Annotated in this window: 12 protein-coding genes and 1 pseudogene; 6 read left to right on the top strand and 7 right to left on the bottom strand. The window is 60.6% G+C overall.

Annotation, left to right across the window (positions count from 1 at the left end):
• Nucleotides 1-9: 9 nt before the first annotated feature.
• The gene (locus FHX09_RS04595) at nucleotides 10-1,263 is read right to left on the bottom strand and encodes a sarcosine oxidase subunit beta family protein (RefSeq protein ID WP_132589133.1); all 1,254 of its coding nucleotides are present in this window, start codon (nucleotides 1,261-1,263) and stop codon (nucleotides 10-12) included.
• Nucleotides 1,264-1,857: 594 nt separating this feature from the next.
• On the opposite strand from FHX09_RS04595, the pseudogene FHX09_RS04590 reads away from it, so the two are divergent.
• A pseudogene (locus FHX09_RS04590) lies at nucleotides 1,858-2,992 on the top strand (DUF1214 domain-containing protein).
• 108 nt (nucleotides 2,993-3,100) lie between these two features.
• On the opposite strand, the gene FHX09_RS04585 reads toward FHX09_RS04590, so the two are convergent.
• The 3 genes from FHX09_RS04585 to FHX09_RS04575 all read right to left on the bottom strand — a co-directional run bounded on the left by FHX09_RS04585 (nucleotide 3,101) and on the right by FHX09_RS04575 (nucleotide 4,274).
• Complete coding sequence (locus FHX09_RS04585; protein ID WP_132589132.1) at nucleotides 3,101-3,328, bottom strand: hypothetical protein; 228 nt, start codon at nucleotides 3,326-3,328, stop codon at nucleotides 3,101-3,103.
• A 40-nt stretch (nucleotides 3,329-3,368) separates the two neighbouring features.
• Nucleotides 3,369-3,608 carry a 30S ribosomal protein S21 gene (gene rpsU / locus FHX09_RS04580; protein ID WP_007527643.1) on the bottom strand — a complete coding sequence of 80 codons (240 nt, stop codon included), beginning with the start codon at nucleotides 3,606-3,608 and terminating at the stop codon, nucleotides 3,369-3,371.
• Nucleotides 3,609-4,064: 456 nt separating this feature from the next.
• Entirely contained in the window at nucleotides 4,065-4,274 is a 210-nt protein-coding gene (locus FHX09_RS04575) for a cold-shock protein (RefSeq protein WP_007797690.1), read from the bottom strand.
• 445 nt (nucleotides 4,275-4,719) lie between these two features.
• On the opposite strand from FHX09_RS04575, the gene rpsU (FHX09_RS04570) reads away from it, so the two are divergent.
• The 5 genes from rpsU (FHX09_RS04570) to FHX09_RS04550 all read left to right on the top strand — a co-directional run bounded on the left by rpsU (FHX09_RS04570) (nucleotide 4,720) and on the right by FHX09_RS04550 (nucleotide 9,437).
• A complete protein-coding gene (gene rpsU / locus FHX09_RS04570) occupies nucleotides 4,720-4,932 on the top strand; it encodes a 30S ribosomal protein S21 (RefSeq protein WP_003585885.1) in 213 nt (70 codons plus the stop codon).
• Nucleotides 4,933-5,064: 132 nt separating this feature from the next.
• Entirely contained in the window at nucleotides 5,065-5,928 is an 864-nt protein-coding gene (locus FHX09_RS04565) for a tetratricopeptide repeat protein (protein WP_007797686.1), read from the top strand.
• A gap of 21 nt (nucleotides 5,929-5,949) precedes the next feature.
• The gene (locus FHX09_RS04560; RefSeq protein WP_132589130.1) at nucleotides 5,950-7,014 is read left to right on the top strand and encodes an FAD-binding oxidoreductase; all 1,065 of its coding nucleotides are present in this window, start codon (nucleotides 5,950-5,952) and stop codon (nucleotides 7,012-7,014) included.
• A 222-nt stretch (nucleotides 7,015-7,236) separates the two neighbouring features.
• Nucleotides 7,237-8,895 (top strand): sensor histidine kinase, encoded by a 1,659-nt coding sequence (locus tag FHX09_RS04555; RefSeq protein WP_184449341.1) that lies wholly within the window; start codon nucleotides 7,237-7,239, stop codon nucleotides 8,893-8,895.
• Nucleotides 8,896-8,954: 59 nt separating this feature from the next.
• Nucleotides 8,955-9,437, top strand: a complete 483-nt coding sequence (locus tag FHX09_RS04550) for a DUF992 domain-containing protein (RefSeq protein ID WP_132589128.1) — start codon at nucleotides 8,955-8,957, stop codon at nucleotides 9,435-9,437.
• Between the two features lie 183 nt (nucleotides 9,438-9,620).
• Here FHX09_RS04550 and FHX09_RS04545 read toward each other — a convergent pair whose 3' ends face one another.
• Genes FHX09_RS04545 through FHX09_RS04535 form a run of 3 tightly spaced genes read right to left on the bottom strand, consistent with a single transcriptional unit; the run spans nucleotide 9,621 to nucleotide 12,568 of the window.
• Complete coding sequence (locus FHX09_RS04545; RefSeq protein ID WP_007797677.1) at nucleotides 9,621-11,015, bottom strand: NAD(P)(+) transhydrogenase (Re/Si-specific) subunit beta; 1,395 nt, start codon at nucleotides 11,013-11,015, stop codon at nucleotides 9,621-9,623.
• 7 nt (nucleotides 11,016-11,022) lie between these two features.
• Nucleotides 11,023-11,421, bottom strand: coding sequence for a proton-translocating transhydrogenase family protein (locus FHX09_RS04540; RefSeq protein WP_007797674.1), 399 nt, complete (start codon nucleotides 11,419-11,421; stop codon nucleotides 11,023-11,025).
• A complete protein-coding gene (locus FHX09_RS04535; protein ID WP_007797672.1) occupies nucleotides 11,411-12,568 on the bottom strand; it encodes a Re/Si-specific NAD(P)(+) transhydrogenase subunit alpha in 1,158 nt (385 codons plus the stop codon). The genes FHX09_RS04540 and FHX09_RS04535 overlap by 11 nt, the downstream gene beginning before the upstream one ends.
• Between the last annotated feature and the right edge of the window lie 22 nt (nucleotides 12,569-12,590).

The raw sequence follows: 12,590 nt of genomic DNA, 5'->3' as shown, positions 1-12,590 counted from the left end.
GTCCTCGTGTCAGTGGGCGACAGCGGCAGCGGCGGCTTCGTCGATCAGGCGGCCGGTGCGGAAACGGTCCAGCGTCAGGCCGGCATTGAACTTGTGCACCTCGTCGCGCGCGATCAGATGCGCGAAGAGATTGGCCGAACCCGGCGTCGCCTTGAAGCCGCCGGTGCCCCAGCCGCAGTTGACGTAGAGCCCCGGAACCGGCGTCTTCGACTGGATCGCCGAACGGTCCGGTGTGTTGTCGACGATGCCGCCCCACTGGCGCATCATCTTGACGCGACGGAACATCGGGAACAGCTCGCAGATCGCATCCAGCGTATGCGTGATGATCTGCAGGCCGCCGGTCTGACTGTAGGAATTGTACTGGTCGGTGCCAGCGCCGATCACGAGTTCGCCCTTGTCGGACTGCGAGATATAGGCATGCACGGTGTTGGACATAACCACGCAAGGGAAGATCGGCTTCAGCGGTTCGGACACCAGCGCCTGCAGCGGGCTCGATTGCAACGGCACGCGCACGTCGGCCATCTTCATGACCGTCGTCGTGTGGCCGGCCGCCGAAACGCCGACCTTCTTGGCGCCGATGAACCCGCGGTTCGTCTCGACACCCGTGACGCGCCCGTCCGGGCCGCGGCGGATGCCGGTCACTTCGCAGTTCTGGATGATGTGGACGCCGCGATCGGACGCCGCACGGGCATAGCCCCAGGCCACTGCATCGTGGCGCGCCGTGCCGCCGCGGCGCTGCAGGGCAGCGCCATTGATCGGATAGCGGGCGCTGGCCGAGATATCGAGCGGCGGACAATAGGCCTTGGCCTGCTCCGGCGTCAGCCACTCGTTGTCGATGCCATAGAGACGATTGGCATGGATATGGCGCTTGAAGGACTGTTGGTCATGCACATTGTGCGACAGCATCATCACGCCGCGCGGCGAATACATGACATTGTAGTTGAGATCCTGCGACAGGTTCTCCCAGAGCTTCATCGAATGCTCGTAGATATGCATGCTCTCGTCGTAGAGATAGTTCGAGCGGATGATGGTCGTGTTGCGACCGGTGTTACCACCGCCGAGCCAGCCCTTTTCGAGGACCGCGACATTGGTTATGCCGTGCTCCTTGGCGAGATAATAGGCCGCACCCAGACCATGCCCACCGCCGCCGATGATGATGACGTCGTATTCGGCGCGGGGCTCCGGCGAAGTCCATTGCTTCTCCCAGCCCTTGTGGCCTCGCAAGGCCTCCCGTGCCACGGCAAAAACCGAGTATCTGCGCATCCGCCTTCATCTCCTTCGGGGAAAGGTCCCTTCTCGTCGGCCATACAAATCGCAAATCCAAATGCGGCACAACGTTTCTTTTGCGACGCGAAGCGGCTTTTCTTTTGACACACAGCAAGAATGAACGAGATCGCGTAGTCTCTTCGCGGCGGGTAAACACCAGCGGGAAAAGTCGGACCGGCCTGCGTCGGTTTCCGGTCTCTCCATCATTCTTATTTTAGAGTGTCTGCACTTACAATTCTTGAGCGCATAGTTCACGCGCTGCGCAAGCGCTTTCTGGGCGTTGAGGCCCCCGCGTCCGCAGCAGAGGCAATATTCATAAGCCAGACGTCGGCGCATATGGGTCGGTGTCCGATCTGGCATCAATTGAAACAGACCAACACGGCTGCGAAGCCTGCTGTGGGGTCATTGGGAGGTTTCGTCCTGCAATCGCATTTCATCACCCTTACAGTTGGTCTGCTCTTGTCCGGAGGATACCTCAACGGTCCGGCTGTCGCCGCCGAGGACGCTCTGGCCAAGGGGGATGCGGCAGCGATCGGCGTCGATGCATATCTCACCCGCGAGCAAGCAACCAACGTTGAGGCTGGCAAGACAATGGGACGACGGCCGGCCAACATGTTCACCGACGTCCCGCAGTTCCGACTGCGGAATTCAGGGATGTCGTTCGGCCCAATTTCGACACGCTCTACTCTGTATTCGCCTCGCCTGGCTGGCGTACGACGGGAACCGCGAAAGCCGATTTTGCCGTCGTTCCCCCTGGCTGGACAGGTAAGGAGCTCCCCGCCGGAACGCAACGGATCGATGCACCGACACCGTATGTTTGGGTCATCGGACGTACGAAACCGGATGGACCGTCCGACTACGACGCCGTTCACAAGATCCAGGCTGGCTACACGGTCACGCCACTGTCGCAATGGGGTAAAACGGCCGAGCCGGCCAAGGTCACGATCGATCCTGACATCGATATGAAAACTCCGCCAAAGACGACAGTCGACGGGATGGCGGCAGAGGACTTCTTCGCCTAGGCAACGGAACTGCTGAAGGTCAATCCGCCGCACGCCACCGACCAGCCGATCATAGGCCGGATGAAGCGGATCGGGATAGAGCCGGGCAAGAGCTTCGATAAAAGCAAGGTCGCGCCCGACATCGCCGAGGCTTTGAAAGATGTTCCGGCCGAAGCTCAAAAGCTGATGGACTGGAAAATCGCAACTTGCTCGCGTTGCCAACAACTGGCCGATGAACACCGACACCATGGGTGTCTACGGTAATTACTACTTGAAACGGGCGATCGTCGCGCAGCTCGGGCTTGGCGCAAACCTGCCGGAGGACGCGATCTATCCGCTCAACCTCGGCGATGAGAAGGGAAATCCGCTAAACGGCGCAAACAGCTATAAGATTCACTTCGACAAAAGAGAGCCTGCCACCAGTCAAGGCGTTCTGGTCCGTCACGCTTTACGATCCGGAGGGATTCCAAGTCGCCAACAGCCTGAACCGGTTTGCCGTCAGCAGCTGGATGCCGTTCGCCTACAATGCGGACGGGTCGCTTGATCTCTACTTCCAGAACAAGAGCCCGGGCGAGGGAAAAGAAGCGAACTGGCTACTGGCACCCGCAGGGCCGTTCAACCTGACCATGCGCCATTACGGGCCGAAAAGTGAAGCGCCGACAGGAAAATGGAACCCGCCCGTCGTGGAAATGGTGCCAACGCTCCAACAGGTCACGGCGCAGTGACGCTTTCGCACCTGCCTCAAACGATCCGTGTGGACTGCCCACCAGGCAGAGAGGCTGGCTCTATTCCATCAGGCTAAGAAAGCCCTCGCGCGCACTGGCGCGAGGCTCCTAGGAGGATGGAGCCGACTTGGGCGCAGTCCGCCGCTTCCTGGCAGGCGCGGCGGGCGTTGGCGCTTCGGCTTCTTGCTGCAAGCGCAACGCCCTCAGCTTCTCCGTCTTCTTTTCGCGAGCCGCGGCCTCTGCCGTGATGATCGCTTTTGCTGTCGTATCGGTGGTAGCCGCCTTATCGCGCGGGGAGAGCTTGGCCGGATTGAAGAATTCGTCTTTTGAAGTCATCTGCTCTCTCTATCTAGACGGAGCCTGCCCGATGGGTAGTTCAGCGGGCCGGACGGACTGCCTTCTTCGGGGCCGGAAGGAGACCTTCGCGCTGAAGCTTCTTGCGCGCAAGCTTGCGCTGGCGGCGAACTGCCTCGGCCTTTTCGCGGACACGCTTCTCGGATGGCTTTTCATAGGCGCTGCGCGCCTTGAACTCGCGGAACAGACCTTCGCGCTGCATCTTCTTCTTCAGGACACGGAGCGCCTGGTCGACATTGTTGTCTCGAACGAGAACCTGCAAATTCTTTCCTTTCGTGCGGCAAACTCGTTTGCCGGTTGGTCAGAGTGGAAACTACTTCCGCACCCTAATGCTTGAAGTTTTCAACCAGGATCCGCCCTGGATATCAGCAGCCGCGTCAACTCTTCGCGTCGGCGATGCCGACTGGTTCACGTCGATATCGCTCTCAAGAATGCGCCGATCGAAGTTTTCGGTCTCGAATCGAACCCGATATTGCGGGCGGCTGCCGTCAGACGGAAGAATCGCCGCAATCTTACAGGTCCTGCTCGCCTCTTCGGTACGAACGAAACCGTCCTTCAGAACGATACTGTCGCCGACAGCGTATCTTGGCATTCGTGCCATTTGGTCTCACCGAACTGTCTTGATCGTCAAAAAGCATAAAAGGCCGGGTTTAACCCCGACCTTCGCCATCAGGCTCTCAGCTGCCAGTACATCCGTGGTCAGCCGGGCCGAATGAGATTAGGCTGCTCGCAGGTTGTCGGCAGAATTCTTGCCGGACTTCTTGTCGCGAACCAGATCATAGGTGATCTTCTGGCCATCGGACAAATTGCCCAGACCAGCACGTTCAACCGCAGAAATATGAACAAAAACGTCCGTGCTTCCGTCATCCGGCTGAATGAAGCCGAAGCCCTTGGTGCTGTTGAACCACTTAACGGTACCTGAATTCATAACGATCTCCTTTCAATGGTCGTTACTGCCATGCGTCTATTCACAAGGCTAAGATCGATTTTGAGAGGAAATCTGACGGAGCTTCGCGCTCTTTGACAAAGGTCACAACCAACAGTCGATGACTTACATATAACGCAAACTGCGGAATAAACAAGGCAAGGAAGCGGGCTATTTAGGTTCAGGCAGGTCGGCCAACGCCAATCCGCGACGCGTCAGGGACACCCAGCTATGCTGGATAGCCGCCTTGTGTGGTCTCAAATAAGGGCGGCACTGGGGACAAGCGGCGGTTTTTTGCGGCAAGAACCGCGAGAGCATATGGACTTCCACCCGCCATTCTGCTATCCGCATCCTCAATCGCAAGGCTCCGGCCGCGCGAACCGTATATTTTTTGCCTCTGGCGCCTTGCCGACGCCGGCACCAACCAAACCAAAGGAACGTGATTCTCGTGCAGGTACTTGTCCGCGATAACAATGTCGATCAGGCTCTCCGCGCTCTTAAGAAGAAGATGCAGCGCGAAGGTATTTTCCGCGAAATGAAGATGCGCGACTACTACGAAAAGCCGTCGCAGAAGCGCGCTCGCGAGAAGGCCGAAGCCGTTCGTCGTGTTCGCAAGCTGGCTCGCAAGCGGGCACAGCGCGAAGGTCTCGTCGCACGCTAAGCGTAGCTGTCGTTATTTCGACGTTTTCAGATGCATGTTGGCGGGGGCGATCTATTCGCCGCCGCCTTTTTTAATTGCTGCTGAAGCCCGTCCTTGAAACGGACCGGCTGCACTGGGGGAAAACAAGCCCGTATGGCTGACATCACCAAGACCCGCTCTCTGCGTTCGCCGAAAATCGCTGTTCTACCGGTTTTCGCAATCGTCACCGCGCTAGGCCTTGCTGGCTGCACGACAAGCAACACGTCCGATGCCATCATCCGCATCGATAAGGCGCAGGGCTCGCAGGAAAACATCGCCTCGCTGACCTCTGTGATCAATGCCAATCCGAAGGATCCGGAAGGCTACAACGTTCGCGGCTCAGCCTATGGCCGCGGCGGCGATTTCCGCCAAGCGTTGAACGACTTCAATACGGCGCTACAGCTCAACCCGCGTTTCTACCAGGCCTACGCCAACCGCGCGCTGGTCTACCGCAACATGGGCCAGCAGCAGCAGGCGATTCAGGACTACAGCACCGCGCTGCAGATCAACCCGAACTACGACGTGGCACTGATCGGCCGCGGCAACGTCTACCGCACCGCCGGCCAGGACGATGCTGCCTTCAACGATTTCAACAAGGCGATTCAGAACGGCACGACCGATGGCCGCGCCTATCACAATCGCGGCCTGATCTATCAGAAGCGCAATCAGCAGGATAAGGCGATCGACGACTTTTCGAAGGCGATCTCGCTCTCGCCGAACGCGCCGGAACCCTACAACGGTCGCGGCATCTCCTACATCGCGCTGAACGACGACGACAACGCATTTGCCGACTTCAATCACGCGATCGAGCTCAATGGGAATGTCGCCGAATCCTGGGCCAATCAGGCGCTGGTTTACGAGCGTCGCGGCGAAAAGGACAAGGCGGCCCGCTCCTACCGTCATGCGATCGGTCTCGATCCGAAGTACCAGCCGGCGAAGGACGGCCTGGCCCGCGTAGGCGCAGCGACGACCGGCTAAGGCATAAGCAGGAGACCGACGATGACAGCCAAACAGCATGTAGTCGTCGTCGGTTCCGGCATTGTCGGTGCCTCCATCGCTTGGCACCTGACGCGTGAGGGCGCCGCCGTCACTGTCGTTGCCGAGGACATCGGCGGTGTAGCCACCACCAGTTCCTTTGCCTGGATCAATGCGAGCTGGGGCAACCCGGAATTCTATTTTCACTTTCGCCGCCGCTCCATGGCCGAATGGAAGCGTTTGGCCCGCGAGCTCCCCGGATTGCCGCTGTCCTGGTGCGGCGGCATCTGCTGGGACCTGCCGCCCGATCGGCTCGAGGCGTTTGCCGTCGAGCATGCGTCGTGGGGCTATGGCATCGAACAGCTGGACCGCGCAGCCATTGCGGCCCGCGAGCCTTACCTGAAGCAGCTGCCCGATTCTGCTCTCTTGGTCGCGGAGGAAGGCGCGGTTGAGCCGGTGGCGGCAGCGCGGCTGCTGCTCGCCGATGCGGAAGCCAAAGGGGCCAAGTTCGTCAACGCTGCCGTCGATGGATTTATTCGCAGTGGCGAACGGATTTCCGGGGTCGTATCATCGGCCGGTATTATCGGCGCCGACCATGTTGTCCTGGCGGCCGGCGCCGGCAGTGCGCCTCTCGCTGCCTCCGTCGGCGTCACACTTCCCCTGGGGGCGCCGCCCGGCTTGATCGTCCACTCCCGTCCATTCGAGAAGCGGCTGAACGGCCTCGTGATGGCGACCGACCTCCATATGCGCCAGACGGCCGACGGCCGCATCATCGCCGGCTCCGATTTCGGCGGCACCGATCCGGGCGCCGACCAGGACGCGACGGCCTCGGCACTCTTTGCGAAGATGAAGGACAGCCTGACGGAGAGCGACCGGCTGAGCATGGAATTCTTCACCGTTGGCTACCGTCCGACGCCCAAGGACGGCTTCCCGATCATCGGCAATTGCGGCCAGAGCGGCCTTTATATTACCGTGCTGCACTCCGGGGTGACGCTCGCGCCGCTCGTCGGTCTACTCGCGTCTAACGAGATTCTTTCGGGTGATGCGGATCCATTTCTCGCTTCCTTCCGCCTCGGAAGATTTGGCTGAAACCACAAATCGAACAAAAATTTGCGAATTGCCAGGCGACATGTTTTAGTGTGTTGCAAGGACCAACACCTGTCCCTAACATGCAGTCGTTTCGATAGCAGGCTATCAGGAGAGCCGGGGCGCGTTGAGGGCAATTGCGGTGATCCAGTTTTTTGCTTTCATGCCCGTAAGCGGCGGGCGCGCCGGCGTTTTCGGCCGCGTAAACCAGCGCAGTATAGGCTCATGAAAGGCCGCATCCGCTTCTTTCCGAAGGCGTCGATCGGGACTTACCTGATCGCGATGGCGCTTGCGACGGCTCTGCCGATTTTCGCCCTCGTGGCACTTCTGTTGGCGCAGCTGGAAGACAACCAGCGCTCGATTTTGAAGCGTGAAACAGCGCAGGATGCCACCGCTCTCGCCCGGTCCATCGATCGCCAGCTTCAGGACATGGCTACAACTTTAAGGTTGCTGTCGAATTCGCCGGAACTGGAGAGCAACGACTTCGCTGCCTTCCACGCGCGCACCGAAATATCCCTGCGGGCAGACAATCTGTATGTCATCGCCATCGACGAAAACGGGCAGCAGCTCCTGAACACCCGCCGGGACTATGGCGAGCCTCTTGGCAAGGCTGGCAATCTCCCGTCTGTCGAAGCGGCTATCAAATCCGGCAGGATCGAGGCCTCCGACGTGTTCATGGGGCGAACGAGCGGCGAATTCGTCTACAACGTCACCATGCCGATGCAGACCGGCAAGGTCAGGGCGTTGATCATCACGCAGAACGCCAGGGACCTTGCGAGGCTCGTCACCACGGAAGGCCTCCCGAACGATTGGTCCGCCGCGGTCATCGATCAGGGCGGCCATGTTGTGGCCTCCGCCGGCGCCACGAATATCGGCTTCGGCCAACCTTTCAATCCGAGCATCCTGCCGTCGCTGGTCAATTCCAGCGGCGTTTACGAAGATAGGCAGGTCCTGCCGAGGGCAATGTTGGGCTATGCACAGATTCCGGGCTGGTCCTGGAAGGCCGTGATCTGGGGACCCGTCGCCACGGCGCAGGCGTCGATACTGACGACATGGCGCTTTCTGGTCATCGGCGGCCTGGCGCTGATGCTTGTCGCGATTCTGGCCGCCTATGTGGTAGCGCGCCAGGTCCGCACGACGATCCGCGCGATCGCCGACATGGCCAATCGCATGGGCGAAGGCCACATCGTGGCGCCGATCGAGACCAGCGTTATCGAGGCCAACCAGGTCGCGGTCGCGCTCTCCAATGCCTCTTTCGACCGGAGCCAGACCGAGGACCGCCTGCACTTCGTGATGAACGAACTCGTGCACCGCACCAAGAACCTGCTGACCCTGGTGCAGGCGATGATGCGCCAGGTCGCCAAGCGCGCCGACAGTGTCGAGGCATACCAGGCAGCGGTAGTCGATCGCCTCGAAGGCCTTTCACGCTCGATCGATCTGCTCACCAGCGAGCAATGGGCAGGCGCATCGCTGCGGCGGGTGATCGACATCCACTTCAAGAGTTTTCCGCAGGCTGCCGAGCAGGTCGAGATATCGGGCAAGGATTTCACGCTGAGGCCCGAGGTGGTGCAAAACCTCGGCCTCGTTCTGCATGAGCTGGCAACGAATTCGGTGAAATACGGTGCCCTTTCCGTGCCGCATGGCCGTGTTTTGCTGAGCTGGCAGAACGTGCGAGACGAAGAGCGTAGCGAACCCATGCTTCGTTTCGCATGGGAGGAGCGTGACGGTCCGCCCGCGCGCGCGCCAGAGAACTCAGGCTTTGGTACGACGATCATCAAGAACCACGCCGCTGCCGCTTTTGGTGGCACCATCGAAATCGACTTCCGGCCGGAAGGCTTTTACTGGGCATTGACGGCCCCTCGCCGCACTTTGGAGCGTGCATAGGCCACGGAACAATCCCGCCGAACGTTCGTTTCGGAAAGGCTACTCGAAAGGAGAAGACCATGTTCAGGGAAACGATGATTGCCGCGGCGGCTGCCGCAGTAGCCGCCATCGCAAACCCGGCAAGTGCCGCAAATTACATCGCGCTCGGTCAGCTCGTCTGCGGATCGGAGGGCGGTCAGGGATTGATCTTCACCTCGCAGAAGAACCTGCTCTGCACCTACACGCCGGCGGAAGGCGGACCCAAGGTCGTCTATGCCGGAAAGATTCAGAAATTCGGCCTGGATGTCGGCCAGACCGGCAAGACAGTCATGATATGGCAGGTTCTGGCCAAGACCGGAACCGATATTCCCGACTACGCGCTGGCCGGTGAGTATTACGGCGTAGGAGCCGATGCGAGCTTCGGCGCGGGTGCGGGTGCCAAGGTGATTGCCGGTGGTACAAACCAATCCTTCATGCTCCAGCCACTGAACGTGCAGGCCCAGGAAGGCCTGAACCTCGCGCTCGGCGTGGAGAAACTGACGCTGGCGCCGGCTGCCACCTGATCGCAGGTCGCGCCGGGGAGGAGAGAGGCCCCTGCCTCTCTCCTTTCTATTCCCGTGGAGCGATGCGTCGCCTAAGAACACAACGTCAGTCCGATTGAACCAACCATTCTGCCGGTTACGGGGCAAAACAACGGCGTGGATCGAAAGCCGGGCCCTCGCTGTGATCAGCAACCTGACGAGGCCTCAGTGGCCGATCGCCTTGTTGATTTCCTCGGTCACCTTCTTGGCATCGCCGAGCAGCATCATCGTGCCGTCCTTATAGAACAGCGTATTGTCGATGCCGGCATAGCCGGAGCCGAGCGAGCGCTTGACGAAGAGGCAGGTCTTGGCCTTGTCGACGTCGAGGATCGGCATGCCGTAGATCGGCGAGGTCTTGTCGTCGCGCGCCGCCGGATTGGTAACGTCGTTAGCGCCGATGACATAGGCGACATCCGCCTGCGCGAATTCCGAATTGATATCCTCGAGTTCGAAGACCTCGTCGTAAGGCACGTTCGCTTCGGCCAGCAGTACGTTCATGTGGCCCGGCATGCGGCCGGCGACCGGATGGATCGCATATTTCACCTCGACACCGTTCTTCTTCAGATTGTCGGCCATTTCACGAAGTGCATGCTGCGCTTGCGCCACCGCCATGCCATAACCTGGAACGATGATGACCTTCGAGGCGTTCGCCATTAGATAAGCGGCATCTTCCGCCGAGCCGAGCTTGACCGTTTTGTCGGAATTGTCCGCGCCGCCTGCAGCCGTTTCGCCGCCAAAGCCTCCGAGGATGACCGAAATGAACGAGCGGTTCATGCCCTTGCACATGATGTAGGACAGAATCGCACCGGAAGAGCCGACGAGCGCACCGGTGATGATCAGCGCCAGGTTGCCGAGTGTGAAGCCGATACCGGCCGCCGCCCATCCCGAATAGGAATTCAGCATCGACACGACGACAGGCATATCGGCGCCGCCGATCGGCACGATCAAAAGCACGCCGAGCGCCAGCGACAGCGCGACGAGCGCCCAGAAGTCAACATGGCTTTCCGTCGCGGCCAGGCCGATGATGAAGAGCACAATCAGCGCCAGGAGAGCGGCGTTGATCAGATGCCGGAAAGGCAGGAGGATCGGCTTGCCGGACATGCGCCCGTCAAGCTTCAGGAAGGCGATGATCGAGCCGGTGAAAGTCAACGCACCAATCGCGACACCGAGCGCCATTTCGATCCGCGCCTCGGTATGGATCTCACCGATGTTGCCGATGCCGAAGGATGACGGCGTGTAGAGCGCGGAAGCCGCCACCAGCACGGCGGCAAGGCCGACCAGCGAGTGGAAGCCGGCGACCAGCTGCGGCATCGAAGTCATCGGAATGACGCGGGCGATATAGGCGCCCGCACCGCCGCCGATGGCAAGGCCGAGAACGATCAGCACGAAACCGCCGAAGGACGGCGTTGCCAGCGTCAGCGTTGTGAGGATGGCGATCCCCATGCCGACCATGCCGTAGAGATTGCCCTTGCGGCTGGTGGCCGGATGAGAAAGTCCGCGCAATGCCAGGATGAAGAGAACCCCGGAAACAAGATAGAGGAAGGCTGCGATACTGGTCATGCGGTCCTCACTTGTCCTTCTTCTTGTACATCGCCAGCATGCGCTGGGTGACAAGGAAGCCGCCGAAGATGTTCACGGAGACGAGGACCAGCGCGATGAAGCCGAAGCCGGTCGCAAGCCCACTCGTCGAAATGCCGACCGCCAGAAGCGCACCGACGACGATAACCGAGGAGATCGCGTTGGTGACAGCCATCAGCGGCGTGTGCAGCGCCGGCGTCACCGACCAGACGACGTAATAGCCGACGAAGATCGCCAGCACGAAGATCGCGAACTGGAACACGAAGGGATCGATCGCGCCGCCGGTTGCGGCACTTGCCGCTTCGGGGGCATGAGCGGCAGCAGCCGTCACCGCATTCACAGCCTGGTTCAGCTGCTCCAGCGCCTTGTCCATTGCTTCACTGGCCATCAGTTATCCCCTTCTTCGCGCCGCCGAACGCCGGGTGCGCGACATTGCCCGCATGCGTCAGCATCGTCGCCTTGATCAGTTCGTCCTCGAGATTGAGGGCGATCGTCTTCGTTTCCTTGTTGACCATGGTCTCGAGGAAGGTGACGAGGTTCTTGGCGTAGAGCTGAGAGGCACTGGCGGCAATCCTGCCGGCCATGTTTGCAAAGCCGATAACGCGCACGCCGTCGACGTCTGCGACCTTGCCCGGCTTGACGCCTTCGATATTGCCGCCGCGCTCGACGGCGAGGTCGACGGCAACCGCACCCGGCTTCATCGACCTCAGCATCTCGCGCGACACCAGCTTCGGTGCCGGGCGTCCGGGGATCAGCGCCGTGGTGATGACGATGTCCTGCTTGGCGATGTGATCGGCCACAAGAACCGCCTGCTTCGCCTGGTATTCCTTGGACATTTCCTTGGCGTAGCCGCCAGCGGTCTCGGCCGCCTTGAATTCTTCGTCCTCGACGGCGATGAATTTCGCACCCAGGGAAGCAACCTGTTCCTTCGCCGCCGGGCGAACGTCGGTCGCCGAGACCGCAGCACCGAGACGACGAGCCGTGGCGATCGCCTGCAGCCCGGCAACGCCGGCGCCCATGACGAAGACCTTGGCCGCCGGAACGGTGCCGGCGGCCGTCATCATCATCGGCATGGCCCGATCATACACCGCCGCCGCTTCGATGACTGCCTGGTAGCCTGCCAAGTTTGCCTGCGAGGAAAGAACGTCCATTGACTGCGCGCGCGTGATGCGCGGCATCAGTTCCATGGCGAAGCTGGAGAGCCCGGCCTTGGCCATGGCGGCGATCGCTTCGTCGTTGCCGTAGGGATCCATGACCGCAATCACGATCGCGCCGCTCTTGTAGCCACCGATCTCTTCGTCCGTGGGACGGCGCACCTTCAGCACTACATCGGCCGTGGCCGCAGCACCGACGGAGCCGATCCGTGCACCGATCGCTTCGAACTCCGCATCCGGAATTTTCGACTTGGTCCCCGCTCCGGCCTCGACGACGACGTCGAGCCCAAGCCCTACCATCTTCTTTACGGTTTCGACGGACGCGGCGACGCGCGTCTCATCTCCCGTGGTTTCTTTGGCGACAAAAACAATATTGCCCAACCGCCCCCTCCTCCGGGTCAGC

This window comes from Rhizobium sp. BK538, assembly GCF_014197575.1.
In the GTDB taxonomy this organism is placed as follows: domain Bacteria; phylum Pseudomonadota; class Alphaproteobacteria; order Rhizobiales; family Rhizobiaceae; genus Rhizobium.
Note: the sequence above shows the minus strand (reverse complement) of the source record. Positions and strands in the feature narration are given on the sequence as shown.

Coding starts and splice junctions, on each gene's coding strand:
- FHX09_RS04595 (WP_132589133.1), bottom strand. CDS start 1,263: ATGCGCAGATACTCGGTTTTTGCCGTGGCACGGGAGGCCTTGCGAGGC.
- FHX09_RS04585 (WP_132589132.1), bottom strand. CDS start 3,328: ATGACTTCAAAAGACGAATTCTTCAATCCGGCCAAGCTCTCCCCGCGC.
- FHX09_RS04575 (WP_007797690.1), bottom strand. CDS start 4,274: ATGAATTCAGGTACCGTTAAGTGGTTCAACAGCACCAAGGGCTTCGGC.
- FHX09_RS04565 (WP_007797686.1), top strand. CDS start 5,065: ATGGCTGACATCACCAAGACCCGCTCTCTGCGTTCGCCGAAAATCGCT.
- FHX09_RS04560 (WP_132589130.1), top strand. CDS start 5,950: ATGACAGCCAAACAGCATGTAGTCGTCGTCGGTTCCGGCATTGTCGGT.
- FHX09_RS04555 (WP_184449341.1), top strand. CDS start 7,237: ATGAAAGGCCGCATCCGCTTCTTTCCGAAGGCGTCGATCGGGACTTAC.
- FHX09_RS04550 (WP_132589128.1), top strand. CDS start 8,955: ATGTTCAGGGAAACGATGATTGCCGCGGCGGCTGCCGCAGTAGCCGCC.
- FHX09_RS04545 (WP_007797677.1), bottom strand. CDS start 11,015: ATGACCAGTATCGCAGCCTTCCTCTATCTTGTTTCCGGGGTTCTCTTC.
- FHX09_RS04540 (WP_007797674.1), bottom strand. CDS start 11,421: ATGGCCAGTGAAGCAATGGACAAGGCGCTGGAGCAGCTGAACCAGGCT.